Raw genomic sequence first — 20,897 nt, forward strand, 5'->3', positions numbered from 1 at the left:
CCGCTCAGGCGTCGTCCGCCCGGCGTGCCGTTCCGGGGGCCGGTTCCAGCGGCGGGGCGGTGACGCCGCAGTTCACCGTGCACTCGGGGCGCGCGGCGTCCTGTACGGCCGCGTGGGGTGTGCGGACGGTCGCCCAGGCGATCGCGGCGCCCACCACCAGCAGCCCGGCGCACATCGGCATCGCGCGCCGGAAGGTCGCGGCGAACTCCCCGGCGTCCCGGTAGGCCTCCGGCCCCATCCCGGCGAGCAGCGGCAGCGCGGCCACCGCGATCAGCCCGGCGGCACGGGCTGCGGCGTTGTTGATCCCGCTGGCGAGACCGGCCCGGCCGGTGTCCACGGAGGCCAGGACGGTCGCGGTGAGCGGGGCCACCACGGTGACCAGCCCGACGCCGAGCACGGCGACGGCCGGCAGCACGTCGGTCAGGTACCCGGAGACGGTGTTGGAGCCCGGCCCCACGCGCAGCATCAGCAGCATGCCGGTGGCGGCGATCAGCGGGCCGGCGGTGAGCGGGATGCGGGGGCCGATGCGCTGGCCCAGCTCGCCCGATCTGGCGGAGAACAGCAGCATCAGGACGGTCGTCGGCAGCAGCGCGGTGCCCGCGCCGAGCGCCGAGTACCCGGCGACGACCTGGAGCTGGATCGCGGAGAGGAAGAAGTAGCCGCCGAGCGCCGCGTACACGCAGAGAGTGACGATGTTGACGGTGGTGAACTGCCGGGACGCGAACACCGACGGCGGCAGCATGGGGTGCGCCCGCCGCCGCTCGACCTGGACGAACACGGCCCCGAGCAGCACCCCGCCCACCGCGGACCCGATCACCGCCGGGGAGGCGCCCGCCCCGGGCGCCTCGATCAGCGCGTACGTCACCAGCGCGAGGGAGAGCGCGCCGAGCGCCGCCCCGAGGACGTCGAAGCGGCCTCGGGCGTACGGGTCGCGGGACTCCGGTACGTGGCGCAGCGCGATGGGCGCGCAGACGGCGGCGAGCGGCAGGTTGAGCAGGAACACCCACCGCCAGCCGGGCCCGTCGACGAGCCAGCCGCCCACGAACGGCCCGACAGCGGCCCCGACCCCGCCGAACCCGGACCAGAGCCCGACCGCGCGGGCCCGGTCGTCCGGGTGGAAGCTCGCCTGGATCAGGGCCAGCGAGCCGGGGGTGAGCAGCGCCCCGCCGACGCCCTGGAGGGCACGGGCGGCGATGAGCACGAAGGCGTTGGGCGCGATGCCGCAGAGCAGCGAGGCGAGGGCGAACCACACGACCCCGATGACGAAGACCCGCCGCCGCCCGTACCGGTCCCCGAGCGCCCCGCCGAGCAGGATCAGCCCGGCGAGCGTCAGCATGTACGCGTTGACGGTCCACTGAAGCGCGGCCAGGTCGGTACCGAGATCCTCACCGATCCGGGGCAGGGCCACATTGATGACGGTGGAGTCCAGCATGGCCATGCTCGACCCGAGCACGGTCGTGAGAACAACCCACCGCCCGGCGCGGGAGGCGACCCGAATCCCGCCCCCGTCCGCGTCACTCTTCTCCATGCCCCCAGCATCGACGCCACCGCCCCCCGAGGCCACCGGAACACTCAAGCCGAGCCCAGCCAGATGAAGCCCCTCCAAGAGACCGAGCCCGGCCAATTCAAGCCCCTCCGGCGATTGAGGAGCGGGGGCCCGGGGGCAGCGCCCCCGAAACGCCCCGCGCCACACCCGCACCCCGCAACCCCGCCGCGCTACGCGGCGCCCCGCACCGCCTCCACCCCCCGGATCAACGCGGCCACCCCCGCCTCCACCTTGCTCCGCGCGCACCCCACGTTCAGCCGCACGAAGCCCTCCGCCCCGTACACGCTCCCCGGCATCACCGCGACCCGCTCCCGCTCGATCAGCACCCGCTGGAGCTCCGCCTCGTCCTCGACGCCCGCCTTCCGCAGGTCGATCCAGGCCAGGTAGCCGGCCTGCGGCGGCTCCCACTCCAGCTCGGGGAAGGCCGCGTTCAGGCGTTCCGCGACGAACGCCAGGTTCCCGGTGACGTACGCGCGGACCGCGTCCAGCCAGTCCCCGCCGTCCCGGTACGCGGCGATGTGCGCGGTCAGCGAGAGCACGGCCGGGGAGGCGAGCCCCTCCGCGGTCTGCATCCGGCGCAGGAACTCCGTCCGGTCCTCCGGCCGGCCGACGATCCCGTACGAGCCCGTCAGCGCGGGGAAGTTGAACGACTTCGACGCGGACGTGATGAGGGCCCAGCGCCCGTCGCCCGCCACCCGGGTCCACGGCACGTGCCGCCGCCCGCCGTGCACGAAGTCCGCGTGGATCTCGTCGCTGATCACCGCGACCCCGTGCCGGGCGGCGAGCGAGGCCAGCTCCGCGAGCTCGGACTCCGTCCACACCCGCCCGGTGGGGTTGTGCGGCGAGCAGAGCAGCAGCACCTTGCTGTCCGCGCGGGCCAGCTCCCGCTCCAGCGCGTCCGGGTCCCCCAGCGGCACCCCGCGAAGCTCCCGCCCGAGCCCGGTGATCGCCTTGCGGAAACCGTCGTACGTGGGGGTGTGGACGACGACGCCCTCTCCCTCCGCCGTCCACATCTGGAGCAGCTGCGACAGCTGGCTGAGCACGGACGGCGCGTACACCATCCGGCCGGTGTCGATCGTGGTGCCGTACCGGGTCTCGTACCAGTGGGCGATCGCGGACCTGAAGTCGTCATGGTCCCAGTCGGTGTACCCGAACACGCCGTGATCGAGACGGGTCCGCAGGGCGGCCAGCACCTCGGGGGCCGTCGCGAAGTCCATGTCCGAGATGGTGAACGGCAGCAGCCCGTCCACCCCGAACCGGTCCGCCACCCCGTCCCACTGGACACACCAGGTGCCACGGCGGTCGATGACGGTGTCGAAGTCGTAGGACGTGCTCACAGCTGTTCCCTCGGATCGTCGTTCCTGCCGGGTGCGGACATGCCGTGGGCCCGGCACCCCAAGGGATGCCGGGCCCACGCACACAGCCGTCCGGAACTACTTCAGCTTGGTGCCGGTGGACCGCAGGTTGGCGCAGGCCTCCGTGACGCGCTTGGCCATGCCCGCCTCGGCGGCCTTGCCCCAGGTGCGCGGGTCGTAGGTCTTCTTGTTGCCGACCTCGCCGTCGACCTTCAGCACGCCGTCGTAGTTGCGGAACATGTGGTCCGCGACCGGGCGGGTGAAGGCGTACTGGGTGTCGGTGTCGAGGTTCATCTTCACGACGCCGTTCTCCAGCGCGGTGGCGATCTCCTCGGCGGTGGAGCCCGAGCCGCCGTGGAAGACGAAGTCGAACGGCTGGCTGCCGGCCGGCTTGCCGTACTTGGCGGAGACGCCGACCTGGAGGTCCTTCAGGAGCTCGGGGCGGAGCACGACGTTGCCCGGCTTGTAGACGCCGTGCACGTTGCCGAAGGACGCGGCCAGCAGGTAGCGGCCCTTCTCGCCCAGGCCGAGCGCCTCGGCGGTGCGCAGCGCGTCGTCGACGGTCGTGTACAGCTCGTCGTTGATCTCGTGCGTGACGCCGTCCTCCTCACCGCCGGTCGGGGTGATCTCGACCTCAAGAATGATCTTGGCGGCGGCGGCCTTGGCCAGCAGCTCCTGGCCGATGGCGAGGTTGTCGGCCAGCGTCTCGGCCGAACCGTCCCACATGTGCGACTGGAACAGCGGGTTCAGACCCTTGGCGACGCGCTCTGCGGAGACGTCGATCAGCGGACGGACGTAGGTGTCCAGCTTGTCCTTGGGGCAGTGGTCGGTGTGCAGCGCGACCGTGATGTCGTACTTGGCGGCGACGATGTGCGCGAACTCGGCCAGGGCGACGGCGCCCGTGACCATGTCCTTGTTGTACTGGCCGCCCAGGAACTCCGCCCCACCGGTGGACATCTGGATGATGCCGTCGCTCTCGGCCTCCGCGAAACCGCGCAGCGCAGCGTGCAGGGTCTGGGTCGAGGTCACGTTGATGGCCGGGTAGGCGAACTTGCCTGCCTTCGCCCGGTCGAGCATCTCGGCGTAGACCTCGGGGGTTGCGATGGGCATCTGTCCGCTCCTTGGGATGTGCGGGTGTGCGTTGCTGGTTCCCTGACCTGGGGGCGACGTCATCGTCGCCCCCATCTTCCCAGACTCTTGGTCCGGCTCCACCCGGCGGATCCCCCCGTATTCGGGGCCGCCTCGGAGCGGACATGCGACGAGGGTGGCCTGTTTCACGTGAAACAGGCCACCCTCGCAAGAAACCGCAGGTCAGGACAGGTCGAGGTCCGCGACCGAGTACACGTGGAGATACGGGAGACCCGCCTCGGCGACAGCCGGAGCAGCGCCCCGCTCCACGATCACGGCGACGGCGACGACCTCGCCGCCCGCCTCACGCACCGCCTCCACGGCGGTCAGCGGCGAACCGCCCGTCGTCGAGGTGTCCTCGACGACCAGGCAGCGCCGGCCCTTGACCTCGGCGCCCTCGATCCGGCGCTGCATCCCGTGGGCCTTCTGCGCCTTGCGGACGACGAACGCGTCCAGCTCCTGGCCGCGGGCGGCGGAGGCGTGCAGCATCGAGGTGGCGACCGGGTCGGCGCCCAGCGTCAGCCCGCCCACGCAGTCGTAGTCCAGTTCCGCGGTCGCGTCGAGCATGACCTGGCCGACCATCGGAGCAGCCTTGCCGTCCAGCGTGATGCGGCGCAGGTCGATGTACCAGTCGGCCTCCAGGCCGGAGGAGAGCGTCACCTTGCCGTGAACGACGGCCTTGTCCTTGATCTGCTGCAGCAGCTCAGCGCGTACGTCTGTCATGGCTACGAGGATAAGGCGCCCGGCAGCGACCCTGCCCCGGCGCCCGCACCGGCCGCCGCACCCGGACCGGCACCCACGCCCGCACCGGCCGACGCACCCGCACCGGGCCCGGACTCAGAGCCTGCGCCAGCTCCATGTCGTCGCGATCTCCAGCGGATCGATCGGGGTGACGTAGCGGGGCGCGGTGTTCAGCCCGTTCGGCGGGCCGGACTGCGGCTCCACGCAGACGGCCTCGGCCTGCTCGTCGTAGACCACCACCCACTCGGCCCGGCTCTTCACCGTCAGCTCCAGCTGCCGCGGCCAGGTGAGGGTCACGTCGACTCCGTCGGGCATCCCGAAGGCGTCGTCCCACGGGCCGTCCAGCGGCGGGATGCGGCGGCCGGTCGGCAGATGGTTCTCGCCCCGCTCCTCCTGCCAGGCCGCGTCGAAGGCGATCCGGACGTCCTCGCCGCCGCCGAGACCGCGCCGGAACCAGGGGTGCCAGCCGGCCTGCGCCGGGAAGGAGTCCCCGTACGTCTCGATGCCGAACGCCAACGTGACGGAGTCCTCCGACAGTTCGACGGTCTGCGTCACCCGGCCCGGGTACGGCCACGGCTCCGCCAGGTCGTAGTGGAACGAGGCCTCCGTCCCGGTCTCCCGGTCGGTCTGCCAGACCGTGTCACGGCCCGTGCCGTGGATGGCGTGCGGCGGGGCGGTCAGCGGCATCCGGTGCGGCACACCGCCGTTGCGAAACTGCCCGTTCTCCATGCGCCCGCACCACGGCACCATCGGGAAGCAGCCGTACCGCTCCCCCTGCCGCAACAGTTCGGTGCCACCGATCCGCAGGCTGCTGATACGGCAGCCGTTGGCGGGGCTCACGGTCAACTCTGCGTCGCCGGCGGACAGCCGGACGTCCTTCTCGCTGCTGCTCACACGAGGACACTACTGGCGCGGCTACCTCCGGCGCCGCAGCGCCCGGCCCACCACCACGGCCGAGGCGAGGGCCAGCGCGGCGGCCGGGGCCACCCAGCGCAGCGTGGCGCCCGCACCGGCGGAGCCGGGCGCCGGCACGGGTGCGTACCGGCCGCGCGGCGGGGCGTGGTCGACCTCTTCGGCGCTGCGCCCGATCATGGTGCGCCGGGCATGGGCGGCCTCGGCCGGGGGATCCGGAACGGTGAACTCGATACCGGCCACCGGGTCCAGCGAGGACGGCGGCACCGCGGAGTCGAAGACCGAGGCCCCGTCCGACGACGGATCACCGGAGGGCGCCTCGTCGGCAGCGGCGTCATGCCGGGTCGGGGCCTCCCCGACACCGGTGTCGTCCGCCTCCTCCGCGGCCTCCTCGATGGCCTCCTCCACCGCGTCCCCGACGGACCGCTCATCGGCGCCGGCACCGGACACGCCACCGGGCCTGCCCCCCGAGCCGTCCGCATCGCCCCCGTGCGCGGCGAGCGCCTCGGTCACCAGCTGCTGTGCGAACCGGTCCAGCAGGCGGTGGGCAGCGGCGAGCGCCGGCGCCGGGTCCAGCTCCACCAGGCGGCCGTCGCCGCTCACCGTGCCCTCGAACGTGATCGCCGTGCCGCCGTTCCGTTCGGTCAGCCGGACGGCCAGGGCCAGCTTCACCGAGCCGGTACCGCGCGCCTCCACGCCCTCGCCCGTCACGGAGACGCCGTAGGCGGAGTCCCCCGCCGGGCCGTCCGCCGCCTCGGTGATCCGCAGCGCGCCCCGGTAGGTGATGGTGTGGCCACCGACCCGTACCTTGAGCCGGCCTGCCAGCGGGCCCGCGGACGCGTCGGCGTCCTGCTGCAGCCCCGGCACACAGCGCGCGACCCGGGCAGGATCGCCCAGCGTCCGCCGCAGGACGGGGACCGGAACCGGAACGAACACCTCATGCTCCATAAAACCGAGCCTACTCAGCCCCGCCCGTCCCGTCAGCGCTTCATCCCCTCCGAAAACCCCGCCCACAGCTCGTCGCGGACGCCGGTCCCCCGCTCACAGCTCGTCGCGGTCGCCGCCTCACCCGCCCACGGCCAGTCACCGACACCGCCTCCCCGCTCACGGCTCGTCCCAGTACCTCGGGTGCACCAGGGTCGAGGGCGCCATCCCCGGCAGCCGGCCGGACTCCGCCTGCCGCCCCGCCTCCTGGAGACCCGCTTCCGTCAGGGACCTCAGCCGAGGCGCCTGGGGGGCCAGGCCGAGCGCCGGGGTCCGGCCAAGCGCGGCCAGGACGAACCCCCAGCCGTGCGCCTGCGTGCCGCCGCCCGTCGCTCGGTCGGGGCCCGACTCGAAACCGGCGTACCGGCCGCCGATCCGGTAGGGGCGGGTGCGCAGCCCCGCCGCCCTCATCGACGCCTCCACCGTCCAGAACGTGTGCGGCCGGGCGACCGGCGGCCCGCCGTGCACCACCAGCCGGCCGCCCGGCGCGAGGGCCTCGGCGACCAGTCCGTAGAACTCCGCCGAGTAGAGCTTCGTACTGGCCGAGATCCCCGGGTCAGGCAGGTCGGAGATCACCGCGTCGTAGCGGCCGTGCGCCGCCCGCAGCCAGCTGAACGCGTCCCCGGTGACGGCTGTCAGCCGAGGGTCCCGGTACGCGTGCGCGTTCAGCGCGGAGAGAGCCCGGTCCGTACGGGCCAACCGGGTGACGGCCGGGTCCAGCTCGACCACCGTGACGCTCCGCACCCCGGGGTAGCGCAGCACCTCGCGGGCGGCCAGACCGTCGCCGCCGCCCAGGATCAGCACCCGGGCGTGCGGCCCGTTCATCACCGGGTGCACCAGCGCCTCGTGGTACCGGTACTCGTCGCGCGAGCTGACCCGCAGCCGCCCGTCCAGGTAGAGGTCCAGGGAGCTGCGGCCCGCACCGGTCAGCACCACCTCCTGGACGTCGGTCTGCATGGCGACCCGCACCCGGTCCCCGTACACCGCCCGCCGCGCCGCCCGCTCGAAGTCGTCGGCCAGCACCGCGACCGTGGCCAGCAGGGCGATCACCGTCACGTTGGCGACGATGAGCAGCCACCGGGACCGGCAGCTGAGATCCCGCCGGAACACCCACATCACCAGCGCCCCGCCCGCCGCCGCGTTGACCGCTCCGGTGAGCAGCGCCCCGGTGAGCTGTCCGAGCATCGGCAGCAGCAGGAACGGGAACGCCAGCCCGCCGACCAGGGCCCCCACGTAGTCCGCGGCGAACAGATCGGCGACGGCCCCGCCCGCGTCCTGCCGGTCGACGCGCTGGATCAGCGTCATCAGCAGCGGGATCTCCGCACCGATCAGTACCCCGATCGCCAGTGAGAAGCCGACCAGGGCGTACCGCGACTCCCCGATCCAGGCGAACGTCGCGTAGAGCACCAGCGCGGAGGAACCGCCGACCAGGGCCAGCGCCGCCTCGATCAGTCCGAAGCCGACCGCGGCCCGGCTGCATAAACGTTTCGCGAGCAACGAACCGATGCCCATGGCGAACACCATCACGGAGAGCACGACGGATGCCTGGGTGACGGAGTCACCGATCAGATAGGAGGCGAGCGCGACCAGTTCGAGCTCGTACACCAGACCGCACGCGGCGCAGACGAAGACCGCGGCCAGCACGAGGTACCGGCCGGTCCTCGGCCGTACGGGAAGCCGCGCCGCGCCCCCTCGCAGCGACACCTGCTGGTCGATCATGCCGCGAACGCTACGTCACTGGAGTGTCGCCGCTTGTCACCCACAAGGGTGTAAGTGGTTGAGCCGCAACGGAGTTGGCCCCCGTCACAGCACAGCCGCCGGCATCCGCACACCCACTCGGGTGCGCGTCACCACCAACTGCCCCTCCTGCGGGTACGCGTGCCAGGTGCGCCAACGCACCTGCCCCTCGGTCCGCTGGGCGAGCATGGCGGTGAAGGCGTGCGGGCTGCCGGGGAACGTCCCGGCCAGTCCGTGGGGATGGTCGGAGACGAGCGCCAGGAGCTCCTGCGCGCGCCCCGCGAACGAACCCGCGCCGAGCGTCTCCACCCGGGCCGCGAACTCGTACTCCCAGTCCCCGAGTCGCTTGGAGACGCCGAGGGGCAGTGGGGTGCTGCTGCCCGGCATACAGGCGACGGTCTCTGAACAGCTGCCGCTGTCCTCCTCAAGGAGGACCTGATGAGAGGCGCCGAGCAGGCGCAACTGGAGTTGTGCACCGGCGAGATGGAGATCGAGCACGGCGAGCGCCGGGAGCGGTTCACGCCCCAGCGCCCAGGCCAGATCGGCGGCACGGGTGTCGGAATAGGCCGTATGGAGGGTCGTGAGCATGGGTCGGCTCCGCAAAACACACATGGACACATGGACAGGGGGGCGCCCCCGAGCGTGATGCACGTGGGAGGCGGGAAGCGCCCGATCAGGTCCAACTGGGGTCCGAGGGCTGAATGTTCTCTCCACTGAGGGAATCACGAACTAAGCCGTACTCGCAGTGTTTTTACCCAACTTGACGTGGTTTCCATCCCCTCGGGGGCCCTCCGGTTCACCTGTTCACCGGCGACTCGCCGTACGGCCCAACAAAAAGGTGTCCGGCGGGACTTAGGGGTATGACCGCCCCCGATCCCGCCGGACACCTCCACCGGCACCGGGCTCGCGTGCACCCCGCCCGGCCGCGGACCAGCCGCCCCGTGTCAGCTGCCTCCGCCGCATCCGCCCCCGCCACCGCACGAAGAGCCCCCGCCGCAGGAATGGCCGCCTCCGCACGAATGGCCGCCGGAGTGACCGCCCGAATGACCGCCCGAATGACCGCTGCCGCTGCCGCACGAAGAGCCGCCCCCGCCGCCCGCCCACCAGCTGCCGCCCGCCGCGCCTCCACCGGCCGCACGACGGCGGCCCTTGCTCCCGGCCAGTGACTTGTTGCGCTTCGCCGTGTCCGCCATCGACGCGACGAGAACCGCCGCCGCCACGACCACGAGCACGAGTACCGCACCGATCGCCAGCTCCACCGACCTCACGTCCTTCCGTCCCCCGAAGCGAGTCCCCCGCTTCTCACCGGTTCCTGCGTGCAGGAGAGATGCCCCCGCCCCCGTTCGGCCAAAGCGGACTTGAGCAACTCCAGAGCTTCCGCGCAGGATGGCGGTCATGACACAGGGACGACCGCTGCTCAACCGCCGCCTCGCCGAGTTCGGTACGACGATCTTCGCGGAGATGTCCGCGCTGGCCGTCCGTACCGGCGCCATCAACCTCGGCCAGGGGTTCCCGGACACCGACGGACCGGAGGAGGTCCGCGAGGCCGCCGTCCGCGCCCTGCGCGCCGGCCACGGCAACCAGTACCCGCCGGGGCCCGGGGTCCCCGAACTGCGCACCGCGATCACCGAGCACCAGCTGCGGCGCTACGCCCTGGCGTACGACCCCGACACCGAGGTCCTGGTCACCGCGGGCGCCACCGAGGCCATCGCGGCCTCGATGCTGGCCCTCCTGGAACCCGGCGACGAGGTCATCGCGCTGGAGCCGTACTACGACTCCTACGCCGCCTGCATCGCCATGGCCGGCGCCACCCGCGTCCCCGTCACCCTGCACCCGGAGCCCACGGCCGGCGGCTACCGGCTGGACCTCGACGAGCTGCGCGCCGCCGTCACCCCCCGCACCCGGCTGCTGCTGCTCAACACCCCGCACAACCCCACCGGCACCGTCCTGACCCGCGAGGAACTCGCCGCGATCGCCGCCCTGGCGTGCGAGCGCGACCTCCTCGTCGTCACCGACGAGGTCTACGAGCAGCTGGTATTCGAGGGCGAGCACCTGCCGCTCGCCTCGTTCCCCGGCATGCGCGAGCGGACGGTCACCATCAGCTCGGCCGGCAAGACGTTCTCGTTCACCGGCTGGAAGGTCGGCTGGATCACCGCGAGCCCCGAGCTGGTGACGGCGGTCCGCTCCGCGAAGCAGTTCCTGACGTACGTCTCCGCGGGCCCGTTCCAGTACGCGGTCGCGGAGGCGCTGCGGCTGCCCGACAGCTACTTCGACACGCTGCGCGCGGATCTGCGGGCCAAGCGGGACCTGCTGAGCGACGGACTCGCAGAGGCCGGTTTCCAGGTCTACCGCCCGGCCGGCACGTACTTCGTCACCACTGACATCCGCCCGCTGGACAGCTCCGGGGACGGCTTCGCGTTCTGCCGGTCGCTGCCAGAGCGCTGTGGGGTGGTGGCCGTACCGAACGCGGTCTTCTACGACCACCGGCAGCAGGGCGCGCCGTTCGTCCGCTTCGCGTTCTGCAAGCGGAAGGGTGTGTTGGAAGAAGCGGTTACCCGCCTCAAGCGATTGGCGGTTTGACAGGGGCGCGGAAAGAGCGCCGCCGGTTCGCTTCGGGGTGCGGGACCTGCTCAGGCCCCGCTTCCGAAGCGACCACGGTTCACTCGGTGTCTTTGGGATGTCGCGGGGAGGCGTACACGAGGATCACGGTGGAAGTCTCCGCGCTGACCAGGTAGCGCACTCGACCACCGCTAGTGACCTCGTACTCCCACTGGTCCAGGTCGGAACCCTTCCACGCTTTGGTGGCGTGCCTGCCGCGCAACTGATGCTGGCGATTCCAGTTGGACCGGGTCAGGGGGTCACTTCGGAGAGCATCCAGGCACCGATGCGCGCTCGGCAGGGCCACGCGGCACAGTTCCTCCCAGCCCGTCACCGCCTCTGTGGTCCCGAAGACGACGTTCCACCCGTCGAGGGGCGGAACGCTGACTCGGTCCCCCTTCTTCGGGCTCACCCACGCACCTCGACCTGGCCGAGGTCATCACCATCGAGCGGACGGAGTGATTCCCTGAGCTGCTCAGGATCAGCATTGATGCGAGCCGTGGCGCGCCAGGAGACGATCACGCGATGCACGGCCTCTCCCGCTCCCAGTTCGGCGGCGTCCGACAGCGCTTCAAGAAGCTCGACAGTGAAGGCCCGTACCTCTTCCGCGTCCAGGTGTCGCGCCCAGGGGAACACCTCGGGCAGTGCGAGGAGGAGCGCCCTGGCACCGTCGTCCTGCTTCATCAGCGCAAGGAAAAGCCGCGAGGCGGTGGTCAGGTTCTCCTCCGCACCCTCCGCGCGTACAGCCGTGGTCAGCACCATGTCCGGCGCGTCCCGATGGGTGACCCGAAGCCGTCCCAGGGCAGCAGCTCTGGCCGCGACGCCTTTTGGGTTGCGGGAGAGATCGGTGAAGGAGACGGATTCCGTTTCTGCTTCCAGGCGCACGGTAGACATGATCAGAGCATACTCAGATCACGATCTGATTTCAAGGGAGCGGGCAGCGCCCTCGCCGATCGCCCGGCGGTGGCCTTCGTCGCGGCGCTCGCGGGCGGGGCGTGCAACCTGGTGGCCGTCGTCCTCACACGGGACAGCGCGGAGCTGTTCCGCTTCCTGACGCGGGAAATCGGCGGCCTGGACGGGATCCGGCACTTCGAGACGTCGCCGGTGCTGCGTCACATCAAGCAACTGACCTACGAGCGAGCCTCGTAACGGGACGCCCCTGTCCACGGGCCGCGGGGCCTGTGGGACCGCGCCCTGAAAACCCATGCCGGAGCCCGGCGCGGGGAACGGTCCGATGGGGCCGTCCGCCACGCCGGGCTCGGCAGTACGTGCTGAGGCTCAGGCCTCCGGAGCGTCCTGCTCCGCGCCTTCCGCCTTCTCCTCTGCCGGGGCCAGGCCGAGGCGCTCCAGGAGCCACTTGTCGAACTCGATCGAGGCCCGCACCCAGCTGACCGTCGAGGAGACGAAGTGCTCCAGGCTGACGCCGGTGCCGATGAGCATCTGCGCCTCACCGATCAGGCGGACCGAGGTGGTGGTGTCCTCGGCGCCCTCCTCGGGCTCGTGCGTGTGCGTGTAGACCTTGGGCCACAGGGTGCGGCGGTTCCAGTCGTCGATCGCGTCGAGCAGGACCGGGCGCTGGTCCGTGTCGTGGGGGCGGTCGTAGAACGTACGGACCGAGAAGACCTGCTGCTCGCCCTCACCACGGAACATGAAGTACGTGCGGAAGTCTTCCCACGGCGCCGCGAGGTCGCCCTCGTCGTCGACGACGTACTTCAGCTCCATCTGCTCCAGGAGCTGCTTGACGAGGTCCTGGTCAGGGACGACGGGGCCCTCCGGTCCTGCCGCCTGCGGTTCGGGCTGGCCCCCGAAGTTAGGAATCGAGGACGGATCGATGCTCACCGTAATTTCCCTTCGTGCGGTTGGCTGCCATCCTCTCCCATGCCGGGCGGGGCATGGCAAGCGGGAACGGCCCCGATCCGCCACAAGCTGATATCCAGCCGGTGCGGACCGGGGCCGCCGGTCACCCGGGTGCTGTCCCGGTCAGTTCGCCGCGCCGACGGACAGACCGTCGCCGTCCCGGTCCACCAGGACCGTGTCGCCGTCCGTGACCTCGCCCGAGAGGATCTCCTTCGCGAGCCGGTCCCCGATCGCCGTCTGGATGAGCCGGCGCAGCGGCCGGGCACCGTACGCCGGGTCGTTGCCCTCCTCCGCCAGCCAGGCCAGGGCCGCCGGGGTGACGTCGAGGGTGAGCCGGCGGTCGGCCAGGCGCCCCGCGAGGCGGTCGATCTGGAGCCCCGCGATATGGGCCAGCTCGTCGCCGGACAGCGCGGAGAAGACCACCAGATCGTCCAGCCGGTTCAGGAACTCCGGCTTGAAGGAGGCCCGCACCACGTCCAGGACCTGCTTCTTCTTCTCCTCGGGCTTGGTCAGGGGATCGACCAGGTACTGGCTGCCGAGGTTGGAGGTCAGGATCAGAATCGTGTTGCGGAAATCCACCGTACGGCCCTGTCCGTCGGTGAGCCGGCCGTCGTCCAGGACCTGGAGCAGGATGTCGAAGACCTCGGGGTGGGCCTTCTCGACCTCGTCCAGCAGGACGACGCTGTAGGGGCGGCGGCGGACCGCCTCGGTGAGCTGGCCGCCCTCCTCGTAGCCGACGTAGCCGGGCGGGGCGCCGACCAGCCGGGCCACGCTGTGCTTCTCGCTGTACTCGCTCATGTCGATGCGGACCATGGCCCGCTCGTCGTCGAAGAGGAAGTCCGCGAGGGCCTTGGCCAGCTCCGTCTTGCCGACGCCGGTCGGGCCGAGGAAGAGGAAGGAGCCGGTGGGCCGGTCGGGGTCCGCGATTCCGGCCCGGGTGCGGCGTACCGCGTCCGAGACGGCCTGCACGGCCTCCGTCTGCCCGATGAGGCGCCTGCCCAGCTCCTCCTCCATGCGCAGCAGCTTCTGGGTCTCGCCCTCCAGCAGCCGGCCGGCCGGGATACCGGTCCAGGCGCCGACGACATCAGCGATGTCGTCCGGGCCGACCTCCTCCTTGACCAGCGTCTCCTTGGGCTCCTTCGCGGCCTCCTGCTCGGCCTCCGCGGCCTCGGCCAACTCCCGTTCAAGCCCCGGGATCTCCCCGTACAGCAGCTTGGACGCGCTGTCGAAGTCGCCGTCGCGCTGGGCGCGTTCGGCCTGTCCGCGCAGCTCGTCGAGGCGCTCCTTCAGCTCACCGACCCGGTTGAGGCCCTGCTTCTCCTTCTCCCAGCGGGCGTTGAGGCCGCGCAGCTCCTCCTCCTTGTCGGCGAGGTCGCGGCGGAGCTTCTCCAGGCGCTGCTTGGAAGCGGCGTCGGTCTCGTTCTTGAGGGCCAGCTCCTCCATGTGCAAGCGGTCGACGGCGCGCTGGAGTTCGTCGATCTCGACGGGCGAGGAGTCGATCTCCATGCGCAGCCGGGAGGCCGCCTCGTCGACGAGGTCGATGGCCTTGTCGGGAAGGAAGCGCGAGGTGATGTAGCGGTCGGACAGGGTCGCGGCCGCGACCAGCGAGGAGTCCGCGATCTGCACCTTGTGGTGGGCCTCGTAGCGGCCCTTGAGCCCGCGCAGGATCGCGATGGTGTCCTCGACGGACGGCTCCGCCACCAGCACCTGCTGGAAGCGGCGCTCCAGCGCCGGGTCCTTCTCGATCCGCTCGCGGTACTCGTCGAGCGTGGTGGCGCCGACCATCCGCAGCTCGCCGCGGGCCAGCATGGGCTTGAGCATGTTGCCCGCGTCCATGGCGGAGTCGCCGCCCGCGCCCGCGCCGACGACGGTGTGCAGCTCGTCGATGAACGTGATGATCTGGCCGTCGCTCTCCTTGATCTCGGAGAGGACGGTCTTCAGCCGCTCCTCGAACTCGCCCCGGTACTTCGCGCCCGCGACCATCGCGCCGAGGTCCAGCGAGACGAGCCGCTTGTTCTTGAGGGACTCGGGGACATCGCCCTTGACGATGCGCTGGGCGAGCCCCTCGACGACGGCGGTCTTGCCGACGCCGGGCTCACCGATGAGCACCGGGTTGTTCTTGGTGCGGCGCGAGAGCACCTGGACGACGCGGCGGATCTCCTGGTCCCGGCCGATGACCGGGTCGAGCTTGCCCTCGCGGGCGGCCGCGGTGAAGTCCGTACCGAATTTCTCCAGGGCCTTGTACTGGCCCTCCGGGTCGGGTGTGGTCACCCGGCGCCCTCCCCTGCTCTTCTCGAACGCGTCCAGCAGCTTCTTCGCACTGGCCCCCTGACCGTCGAGGATCTCACCGGCGCGACCGCCCTTCGCGGCGATCCCGATCAGCAGGTGCTCGGTGGAGATGAAGTCGTCGCCCAGCTCCTTGGCCCGCTGCGCCGCGTCGGAGATCACCGCGAGCAGCTCGCGGTTGGGCTGCGGGGGTGCGACGGTCGACCCGGTCACGCTGGGCAGCGCGGACAGCAGCCGCTCCGTCTCGGTGCGGACGGCGATCTGGTCCGCGTCGACGGCGGCCAGCAGATCGACGAGATTCTCGTTGTCCTCCCCCGCGAGCAGCGCCAGCAGCAAATGCCCCGGGGTCAGATCGGCGTGCCCGTCCTTCACGGCCCTGCTGGTGGCCGCGTTGATGGCGTCCCGGCTCCTGTTGGTCAGCTCGGCGTCCACGTGCCCTCTCTCCTCCTTGCGACGACTGGCCCGTACTCACTTCTGACACGATCAACGTGCGTAAAGTTGAGTCTATTCCACTCAAGGTGGAAAACGGTCCCCGGCGGACCACGCGCGCCGCCGCGCACCTCCTGTCCGAGTGAACCGGCCGACCGGCCCGCCCGCCACCGCGCGGCGTCGCCGGGCTGCCTACGCTGACCCCATGGCAGTCGACGTACGCGATCCCGGCCCCGAGTACCTGGCCTTCTGGCGCGAGCCCCATGTATGCACCCTCACGACGCTCCGCCCCGACGGCACCCCGCACGTGGTCCCGGTCTGCGTGACGTACGACCCGGAGGCGGGTCTCGCCCGCATCATCACCGGCAGGCACAGCCGCAAGGTCGCCAACATCCTGGCCGCGGGACCGGACGGCGCGCGGGTCGCGGTCTGCCAGGCGGAAGGGCGCCGCTGGGCGACCCTGGAGGGCGTCGCCAGGGTGCGCACGGAGCGGGACAGGGTCGAGGACGCGGAACGCCGCAAGACGGCCCGCTACGGGCGCGCGCCGAAGCCCAACCCGGACCGCGTCGCCATCGAGATCACCCTGGACCGGGCGCTGGGCCGCGGCTGACCGGCGGGCGCCCTCCGGGCGGGCACAGCACAACGGCGTCACCGTGTTCAGGTCACGGTGACGCCGTTGTGTGGGGGAGTGTCTGAGCGACGTGGAACGACGGGGGATCGCTCAGGCACTGCGGGGGGTGGCGGAGATGGCTTCAGGTTCGAACAGCTGGTGGTCACGCTGTGCGAGGTTGACGAAAATCATGTCGTACCGGATGGCGCAGCGCACCGGCTGCGGCGCCCCGCGCGGCTTGCGGAGACAGCGGTAGGCGCGGACCTCCCCGTCGTCCTCACGAGCGACGACGACCGGGTCGCCGAACAGGGTGACCATCAACGAATCACCACGGTGGGGGAGTGCCGTGACGAGGTCGATGAAATGCCACCCTGAGCGGTAGGCGGTTGCCATTTCACGTCTGAAGGTCCGGTCGTCCGGCGGAGTGGTCACAACTCGGCCCTGTTCTCAACGGAATTCCCCCAGCCGACATCGGCCTGGTGAGCACCGCCGGCAGCGGCGGGCGACACATAGCCCCAACCCACATCGCCCTGGTAGACAGCACCGACAGCGACGGGCTGCGCGTTGCCCCAGCCGACATCGGCCTGGTGAACACCGCCGACAGCGGCGGGCGACACATAGCCCCAACCGACGTCACCCTGGTAGGAGTCGACGGCGGGGATTGCCTCCGCATTGCCCCATCCGACGTCCGGAGCAGAGCCGTGCGTCACGAGCAGCAGTGCAGCAGCCGCGAACGCAGTGCCAAGCACTGAGCGAAGCATTCTCTTGTTCATAGTCGGCTTCGTCCTCACTTGATGGATCCTCTCCCCCGCTCTTCAAGAGACGATGGCTTATTCGGACGCGTCAATGCCACAGGAGCGATGCATCATGTTCCTGAATGTTCAGGACCCTGGGGGGTGGAGTTTTGCCTATAATGGACACGAAACCGACACATACTCATGCGGTCACCAACCTGTGCACCGAGGGCGTCAGGCTTTACGCGGCGGCGCTCAGCGTGGGCCGCCTCGCCCGCGCCGAGGTCAGGTCGGCGCCCTGCCTCGTCAAGTTCGGTCTTCTGCTGCCCGATCCGGACGACGCGTCGTGGCTACGTCCGGTTCCGCCTTCCGCCGCCCTGGCTCAGCGCCTCTACCCGCTGGAACGCGAGATCCAGGATCGCCGGCGGACCTCCGTCGAGCTGACCGACGCCTTCGAACCGTTCCTGGCCATCAGCGCCCAGAGCCCCGCGCCCACGCATGCGATCACGGTGCTGGAGGGCATTGACCGGATCAACGGAGCGCTCGACCTGGCCATCGCCGAGAGCCGGACGGAAGTGCTGACCGTCCAGCCCGGAGGCAGGCGCAGCGAGGAAGTCCTCAGCGAGGCGCTGACCCGCAGCAAACCTCTCATAGATTCCGGCATCAGCGTCCGCACTCTCTACCAGCACACGGTCCGGCACAGCCAGCGCACGTTCGCCTACGTCGACCTGATGGCGGGCGCCCGGATGGAGATCCGCACGCTGGAGGAGCTCATCGAGCGCCTCATCATCTGCGACGACACCGTAGCCTTCATCCCGGTCCAGGACGACCAGCCCACCGCCCTGGAAATACGCCACCCCGCACTGGTCGCCTATCTGACGAAGGTCTTCGAACAACTCTGGCGCCGCGCCGTCCCGCTGGACGAGGCGGCTCCGTACGATCCGGCCCGCGACGGCATCACGGGCGTCCAGCGCGCCATCGCCACGCTGCTGATCGAGGGGCACGTCGACGAGGCGATAGCCCGTCGGCTCGGCATGAACGTCCGCACCTGCCGCGCCCATGTCGCCAAGCTGTCCGCCGTGCTGGGAAGCACGAGCCGTGCCCAGCTCGGCTACCTGATCGCCCAGTCGGGAATCCTCGATCAGGACTCCTGACCGGCCGGGAGAGTTACCGGCTCCCCCGCAACACCCACAGTGGACCGCGAACTAGGCTGCCACCACCGTCATCTTGCTGCACTGCAAAAAGTGGGGGGCCCGAATGGGCAGGGATGAGGACACACCGGCGCACGCCCACGAGGACCGTGCGCTGTGCGACACGGCGGTCGGCGTCTACACCGAGGCGCTGAGCGCGGGACGGATACCCCGGGCCGCCATCGAAGTGGTGCCCTGTCTCACCGACCTGGCGCTGGTCCACCCCGACCCGCAGGACGAGGCCTGGGTGCGTCCCGTGCCGCCCTCCGCCGCCCTGGCCCACCTCCTGCAGCCCGTCGTGCGGGAGATCCACGAACGCCTCAGCCTCTCGGCCGCCCTGGCCGACTCGCTGGCACCCCTGACGACCGTGGCCAGTACGGACCCCAACCTCGCCATCACGGTCCTCGAAGGCCTGCCCCTGATCGACGCCGCCGTCCAGAACGCGACGGAGAGCGCCACGGAGGAGATCCGGACGCTGCAGCCGGGCAGCACCCGACCGCCCGACCAGCTCCAGAGGGCCCTGTCGCGGGCCAGGCTGACCCTGGAGCGGGGCACGCCGCTCCGGCACATCTACCAGCACCCCGTCCGCTACAACCAGGCCTTCAAGTCCTATCTGAAGCAGATGCCGCCGGGCCTCCTCCAGATCCGCACACTGGAGCAGACGGTCGACCGGCTGCTCGTCTTCGACCACACCGTGGCCTTCATCCCGGCCAACGCCGCGCGCGATGTCGCGCTGGAGATCCGGCACCCCGCGCTGGTCCGCTATCTGATCCAGATGTACGAGGTCCTGTGGGCGCAGGCCATCCCGCTCACGGAGCCGCTGCCGGCCGCCCCGGCCGGCACCTCGGTCACCGCCGTCCAGCTCAGCGTCGCCCGCCTCCTGGTCGAGGGCCACACCGACCAGGTCGTGGCCGGAAAGCTCGGCATCAGCGTCCGCACCTGCCGCGCCCACGTCTCCAAGCTCATGCACACGCTCAACGCCACCAGCCGCACCCAGCTCGGCGCCCTGCTCGTCCGCTCGGGGATCGCCGGGACCGCACCGCACGGAACGACGGCGGAGCCCGCCACCCCGGATCGACCGGGGTGACGGGCTCCGCCGCGAACGGGCCGGGCCCGCTCAGTGCTTGGGCCTTGGGCCTTGGAGCGCTCAGTCCTTGGGCCGCTTGGGCCGCCAGACCACCAGTGCGCTGGTGTGCTGCACGTCCTGGTACGGCACCAGATCGCGCCGGTAGGAGGCGTGCACCTGGGCCTCGCGCTGCTGGAGCGCCGCGTCCGCGCCGTCCACGGCCGCCGAGAGCTCGGCGATCCGCTGCTGGAGCGCGGCGACCTGGTTCTCCAGCTCGATGATGCGCTTGATGCCGGCCAGGTTGATGCCCTCGTCCTGCGACAGCTGCTGCACGGTGCGCAGCAGCTCGATGTCGCGGGCCGAGTAGCGCCTGCCGCGCCCGGCCGTGCGGTCGGGAGAGACCAGGCCGAGGCGGTCGTACTGGCGCAGCGTCTGGGGATGCAGCCCCGAGAGCTGGGCCGCGATCGAGATCACGTACACCGGGGACTCATCGGTCAGCTGGTACGGATTACGCCGGCGGCCGTCCATCTCAAGCTCCCTTCGCTGCCTGGAACAGCTCCGCCCGCGGGTCCTGGTCCGCGGTGGCCTTGCGATAGGCCTCCAGGGCGTCCCTGGCGTCCGTGCCCAGGTCCGTGGGGACCACCACCTCCACGGTGACCAGCAGGTCGCCGCGGCTGCCGTCCTTGCGCACCGCGCCCTTGCCCCGGGCGCGCATGGTGCGCCCGTTGGGCGTGCCGGCCGGCAGCTTGAGGGTGACCGGAGGTCCGCCGAGGGTGGGCACCTTCACCTCGCCGCCGAGCGCCGCCTCCGTGAAGGTGACGGGCACGGTGACGGTGAGGTTGTCGCCCTTGCGGCCGAAGACCGGGTGGGCGTCGACGTGGACGATGACGTAGAGGTCACCGGCCGGTCCGCCGCGCTCGCCCGGACTGCCCTTGCCGCGCAGCCGGATCCGCTGGCCGTCGGAGACGCCCGCCGGGATCCGCACCTGCATGGTGCGGGACGACTTCGCCCGGCCGCTGCCCTTGCAGACGTCGCAGGGGTCCTGGGCGATGAGGCCCCGGCCCTTGCAGTCCACGCAGGGATCGGTGAGCGAGAACCCGCCGCCGGTGCCGCGCGAGACCTGTCCGGTGCCGACGCAGGTCGGGCAGACCCTGGGGGTGCCGTTCTTGTCGCCGGTGCCGGAGCACGCCTTGCAGGGCGCCTGGCTGGACATCCGCAGCGGGACCGTGGCCCCGTCGACCGCCTCGGTGAAACTGAGCGTCACCTCGGACTCGATGTCCTGGCCGCGGCGCGGCTGCACCCGGGTGCCGGCGCCGCCGCCCCGGTTGAAGAGGCCGCCGAACACGTCGCCCAGACCGCCGCCACCGCCGCCGAAGCCGCCGGCTCCGCCGCCCTGACCGCCGCCCGGGGCGCCTCCGAAGAGGTCGCCCAGGTCGAAGTTGAAGTTGCCGCCACCGCTGCCGGGTCCGGGGCGGAAGCCGCCGTTGCCGAAGAGGGCGCGGGCCTCGTCGTACTCCTTGCGCCTCTTGGTGTCACCGAGGACGTCGTTGGCCTCGGAGATCTCCTTGAAGCGCTCCTCCGCCTTGTTGTCGCCCTTGTTGGCGTCCGGGTGGAACTCGCGGGCGAGCTTCCGGTACGCCTTCTTGATCTCGGCGTCCGTGGCGTCCTTGGGGACGCCGAGAACCTTGTAGTAGTCCTTCTCGACGAAGTCCTTCGTACTCATC

General features: G+C 71.1%; 22 protein-coding genes. 5 read left to right on the forward strand and 17 right to left on the reverse strand.

Going from position 1 to position 20,897, the window contains the following annotated elements:
• Positions 1–4: 4 nt before the first annotated feature.
• From ACZ601_RS17890 to ACZ601_RS17930, 9 genes are all read right to left on the reverse strand, one after another.
• A complete protein-coding gene (locus ACZ601_RS17890) occupies positions 5–1,528 on the reverse strand; it encodes an MFS transporter (RefSeq protein WP_469538764.1) in 1,524 nt (507 codons plus the stop codon).
• Between the two features lie 188 nt (positions 1,529–1,716).
• Positions 1,717–2,883 (reverse strand): MalY/PatB family protein, encoded by a 1,167-nt coding sequence (locus tag ACZ601_RS17895; RefSeq protein WP_469538767.1) that lies wholly within the window; start codon positions 2,881–2,883, stop codon positions 1,717–1,719.
• A gap of 96 nt (positions 2,884–2,979) precedes the next feature.
• Positions 2,980–4,011 (reverse strand): class II fructose-bisphosphate aldolase, encoded by a 1,032-nt coding sequence (gene fbaA, locus ACZ601_RS17900; protein WP_440578385.1) that lies wholly within the window; start codon positions 4,009–4,011, stop codon positions 2,980–2,982.
• 201 nt (positions 4,012–4,212) lie between these two features.
• Positions 4,213–4,752: an orotate phosphoribosyltransferase gene (pyrE, locus tag ACZ601_RS17905; RefSeq protein ID WP_440578384.1), complete on the reverse strand. Its 540-nt coding sequence runs from the start codon at positions 4,750–4,752 to the stop codon at positions 4,213–4,215.
• Positions 4,753–4,866: 114 nt separating this feature from the next.
• Positions 4,867–5,664, reverse strand: coding sequence for an aldose epimerase family protein (locus ACZ601_RS17910; protein WP_469538772.1), 798 nt, complete (start codon positions 5,662–5,664; stop codon positions 4,867–4,869).
• Between the two features lie 21 nt (positions 5,665–5,685).
• Complete coding sequence (locus ACZ601_RS17915) at positions 5,686–6,630, reverse strand: SRPBCC domain-containing protein (protein WP_469538775.1); 945 nt, start codon at positions 6,628–6,630, stop codon at positions 5,686–5,688.
• A gap of 156 nt (positions 6,631–6,786) precedes the next feature.
• Positions 6,787–8,385: a polyamine aminopropyltransferase gene (locus ACZ601_RS17920; RefSeq protein ID WP_469538779.1), complete on the reverse strand. Its 1,599-nt coding sequence runs from the start codon at positions 8,383–8,385 to the stop codon at positions 6,787–6,789.
• A gap of 84 nt (positions 8,386–8,469) precedes the next feature.
• Positions 8,470–8,991, reverse strand: a complete 522-nt coding sequence (locus ACZ601_RS17925) for a DUF2617 family protein (protein WP_024494507.1) — start codon at positions 8,989–8,991, stop codon at positions 8,470–8,472.
• 356 nt (positions 8,992–9,347) lie between these two features.
• Positions 9,348–9,662, reverse strand: a complete 315-nt coding sequence (locus ACZ601_RS17930) for a hypothetical protein (protein ID WP_469538782.1) — start codon at positions 9,660–9,662, stop codon at positions 9,348–9,350.
• Between the two features lie 136 nt (positions 9,663–9,798).
• Here ACZ601_RS17930 and ACZ601_RS17935 point away from each other — a divergent pair, with 136 nt between their 5' ends.
• Positions 9,799–10,983 (forward strand): pyridoxal phosphate-dependent aminotransferase, encoded by a 1,185-nt coding sequence (locus ACZ601_RS17935; RefSeq protein WP_469538784.1) that lies wholly within the window; start codon positions 9,799–9,801, stop codon positions 10,981–10,983.
• Between the two features lie 79 nt (positions 10,984–11,062).
• Here the strand turns inward: ACZ601_RS17935 and ACZ601_RS17940 are convergent, their stop codons facing one another.
• On the reverse strand, positions 11,063–11,413 hold the full coding sequence (locus ACZ601_RS17940; RefSeq protein ID WP_469538786.1) for a hypothetical protein: 351 nt from the start codon (positions 11,411–11,413) through the stop codon (positions 11,063–11,065).
• Complete coding sequence (locus ACZ601_RS17945; RefSeq protein ID WP_469538788.1) at positions 11,410–11,895, reverse strand: prevent-host-death family protein; 486 nt, start codon at positions 11,893–11,895, stop codon at positions 11,410–11,412. The genes ACZ601_RS17940 and ACZ601_RS17945 overlap by 4 nt, the downstream gene beginning before the upstream one ends.
• Here ACZ601_RS17945 and ACZ601_RS17950 point away from each other — a divergent pair.
• The gene (locus ACZ601_RS17950) at positions 11,779–12,150 is read left to right on the forward strand and encodes an Lrp/AsnC ligand binding domain-containing protein (RefSeq protein ID WP_469538790.1); all 372 of its coding nucleotides are present in this window, start codon (positions 11,779–11,781) and stop codon (positions 12,148–12,150) included. The two genes, ACZ601_RS17945 and ACZ601_RS17950, sit on opposite strands and share 117 nt — an antisense overlap.
• A 129-nt stretch (positions 12,151–12,279) precedes the next feature.
• Here ACZ601_RS17950 and ACZ601_RS17955 read toward each other — a convergent pair whose 3' ends face one another.
• Both ACZ601_RS17955 and clpB read right to left on the reverse strand, forming a co-directional pair.
• Positions 12,280–12,840 carry a YbjN domain-containing protein gene (locus tag ACZ601_RS17955; protein ID WP_311304667.1) on the reverse strand — a complete coding sequence of 187 codons (561 nt, stop codon included), beginning with the start codon at positions 12,838–12,840 and terminating at the stop codon, positions 12,280–12,282.
• 141 nt (positions 12,841–12,981) lie between these two features.
• Positions 12,982–15,576 (reverse strand): ATP-dependent chaperone ClpB, encoded by a 2,595-nt coding sequence (gene clpB / locus ACZ601_RS17960; protein WP_469538793.1) that lies wholly within the window; start codon positions 15,574–15,576, stop codon positions 12,982–12,984.
• Positions 15,577–15,778: 202 nt separating this feature from the next.
• Between clpB and ACZ601_RS17965 the strand changes: the two genes are divergently transcribed.
• Positions 15,779–16,183, forward strand: coding sequence for a pyridoxamine 5'-phosphate oxidase family protein (locus tag ACZ601_RS17965; protein ID WP_469538795.1), 405 nt, complete (start codon positions 15,779–15,781; stop codon positions 16,181–16,183).
• A gap of 111 nt (positions 16,184–16,294) precedes the next feature.
• Here the strand turns inward: ACZ601_RS17965 and ACZ601_RS17970 are convergent, their stop codons facing one another.
• The gene (locus ACZ601_RS17970; protein WP_018522262.1) at positions 16,295–16,615 is read right to left on the reverse strand and encodes a Rieske (2Fe-2S) protein; all 321 of its coding nucleotides are present in this window, start codon (positions 16,613–16,615) and stop codon (positions 16,295–16,297) included.
• A complete protein-coding gene (locus ACZ601_RS17975) occupies positions 16,612–16,956 on the reverse strand; it encodes a hypothetical protein (RefSeq protein WP_469538798.1) in 345 nt (114 codons plus the stop codon). The genes ACZ601_RS17970 and ACZ601_RS17975 overlap by 4 nt, the downstream gene beginning before the upstream one ends.
• A gap of 140 nt (positions 16,957–17,096) precedes the next feature.
• Between ACZ601_RS17975 and ACZ601_RS17980 the strand changes: the two genes are divergently transcribed.
• Both ACZ601_RS17980 and ACZ601_RS17985 read left to right on the forward strand, forming a co-directional pair.
• Positions 17,097–18,071, forward strand: coding sequence for a helix-turn-helix transcriptional regulator (locus ACZ601_RS17980; RefSeq protein ID WP_440577365.1), 975 nt, complete (start codon positions 17,097–17,099; stop codon positions 18,069–18,071).
• A 103-nt stretch (positions 18,072–18,174) separates the two neighbouring features.
• A complete protein-coding gene (locus ACZ601_RS17985; RefSeq protein WP_469538801.1) occupies positions 18,175–19,194 on the forward strand; it encodes a helix-turn-helix transcriptional regulator in 1,020 nt (339 codons plus the stop codon).
• 60 nt (positions 19,195–19,254) lie between these two features.
• Here ACZ601_RS17985 and ACZ601_RS17990 read toward each other — a convergent pair whose 3' ends face one another.
• Positions 19,255–19,701 carry a heat shock protein transcriptional repressor HspR gene (locus ACZ601_RS17990; RefSeq protein ID WP_073733498.1) on the reverse strand — a complete coding sequence of 149 codons (447 nt, stop codon included), beginning with the start codon at positions 19,699–19,701 and terminating at the stop codon, positions 19,255–19,257.
• Position 19,702: 1 nt separating this feature from the next.
• Positions 19,703–20,896, reverse strand: a complete 1,194-nt coding sequence (dnaJ, locus tag ACZ601_RS17995; RefSeq protein ID WP_469538804.1) for a molecular chaperone DnaJ — start codon at positions 20,894–20,896, stop codon at positions 19,703–19,705.
• Position 20,897: the final 1 nt, after the last annotated feature.

Source organism: Streptomyces sp. NPDC104307, assembly GCF_055584045.1.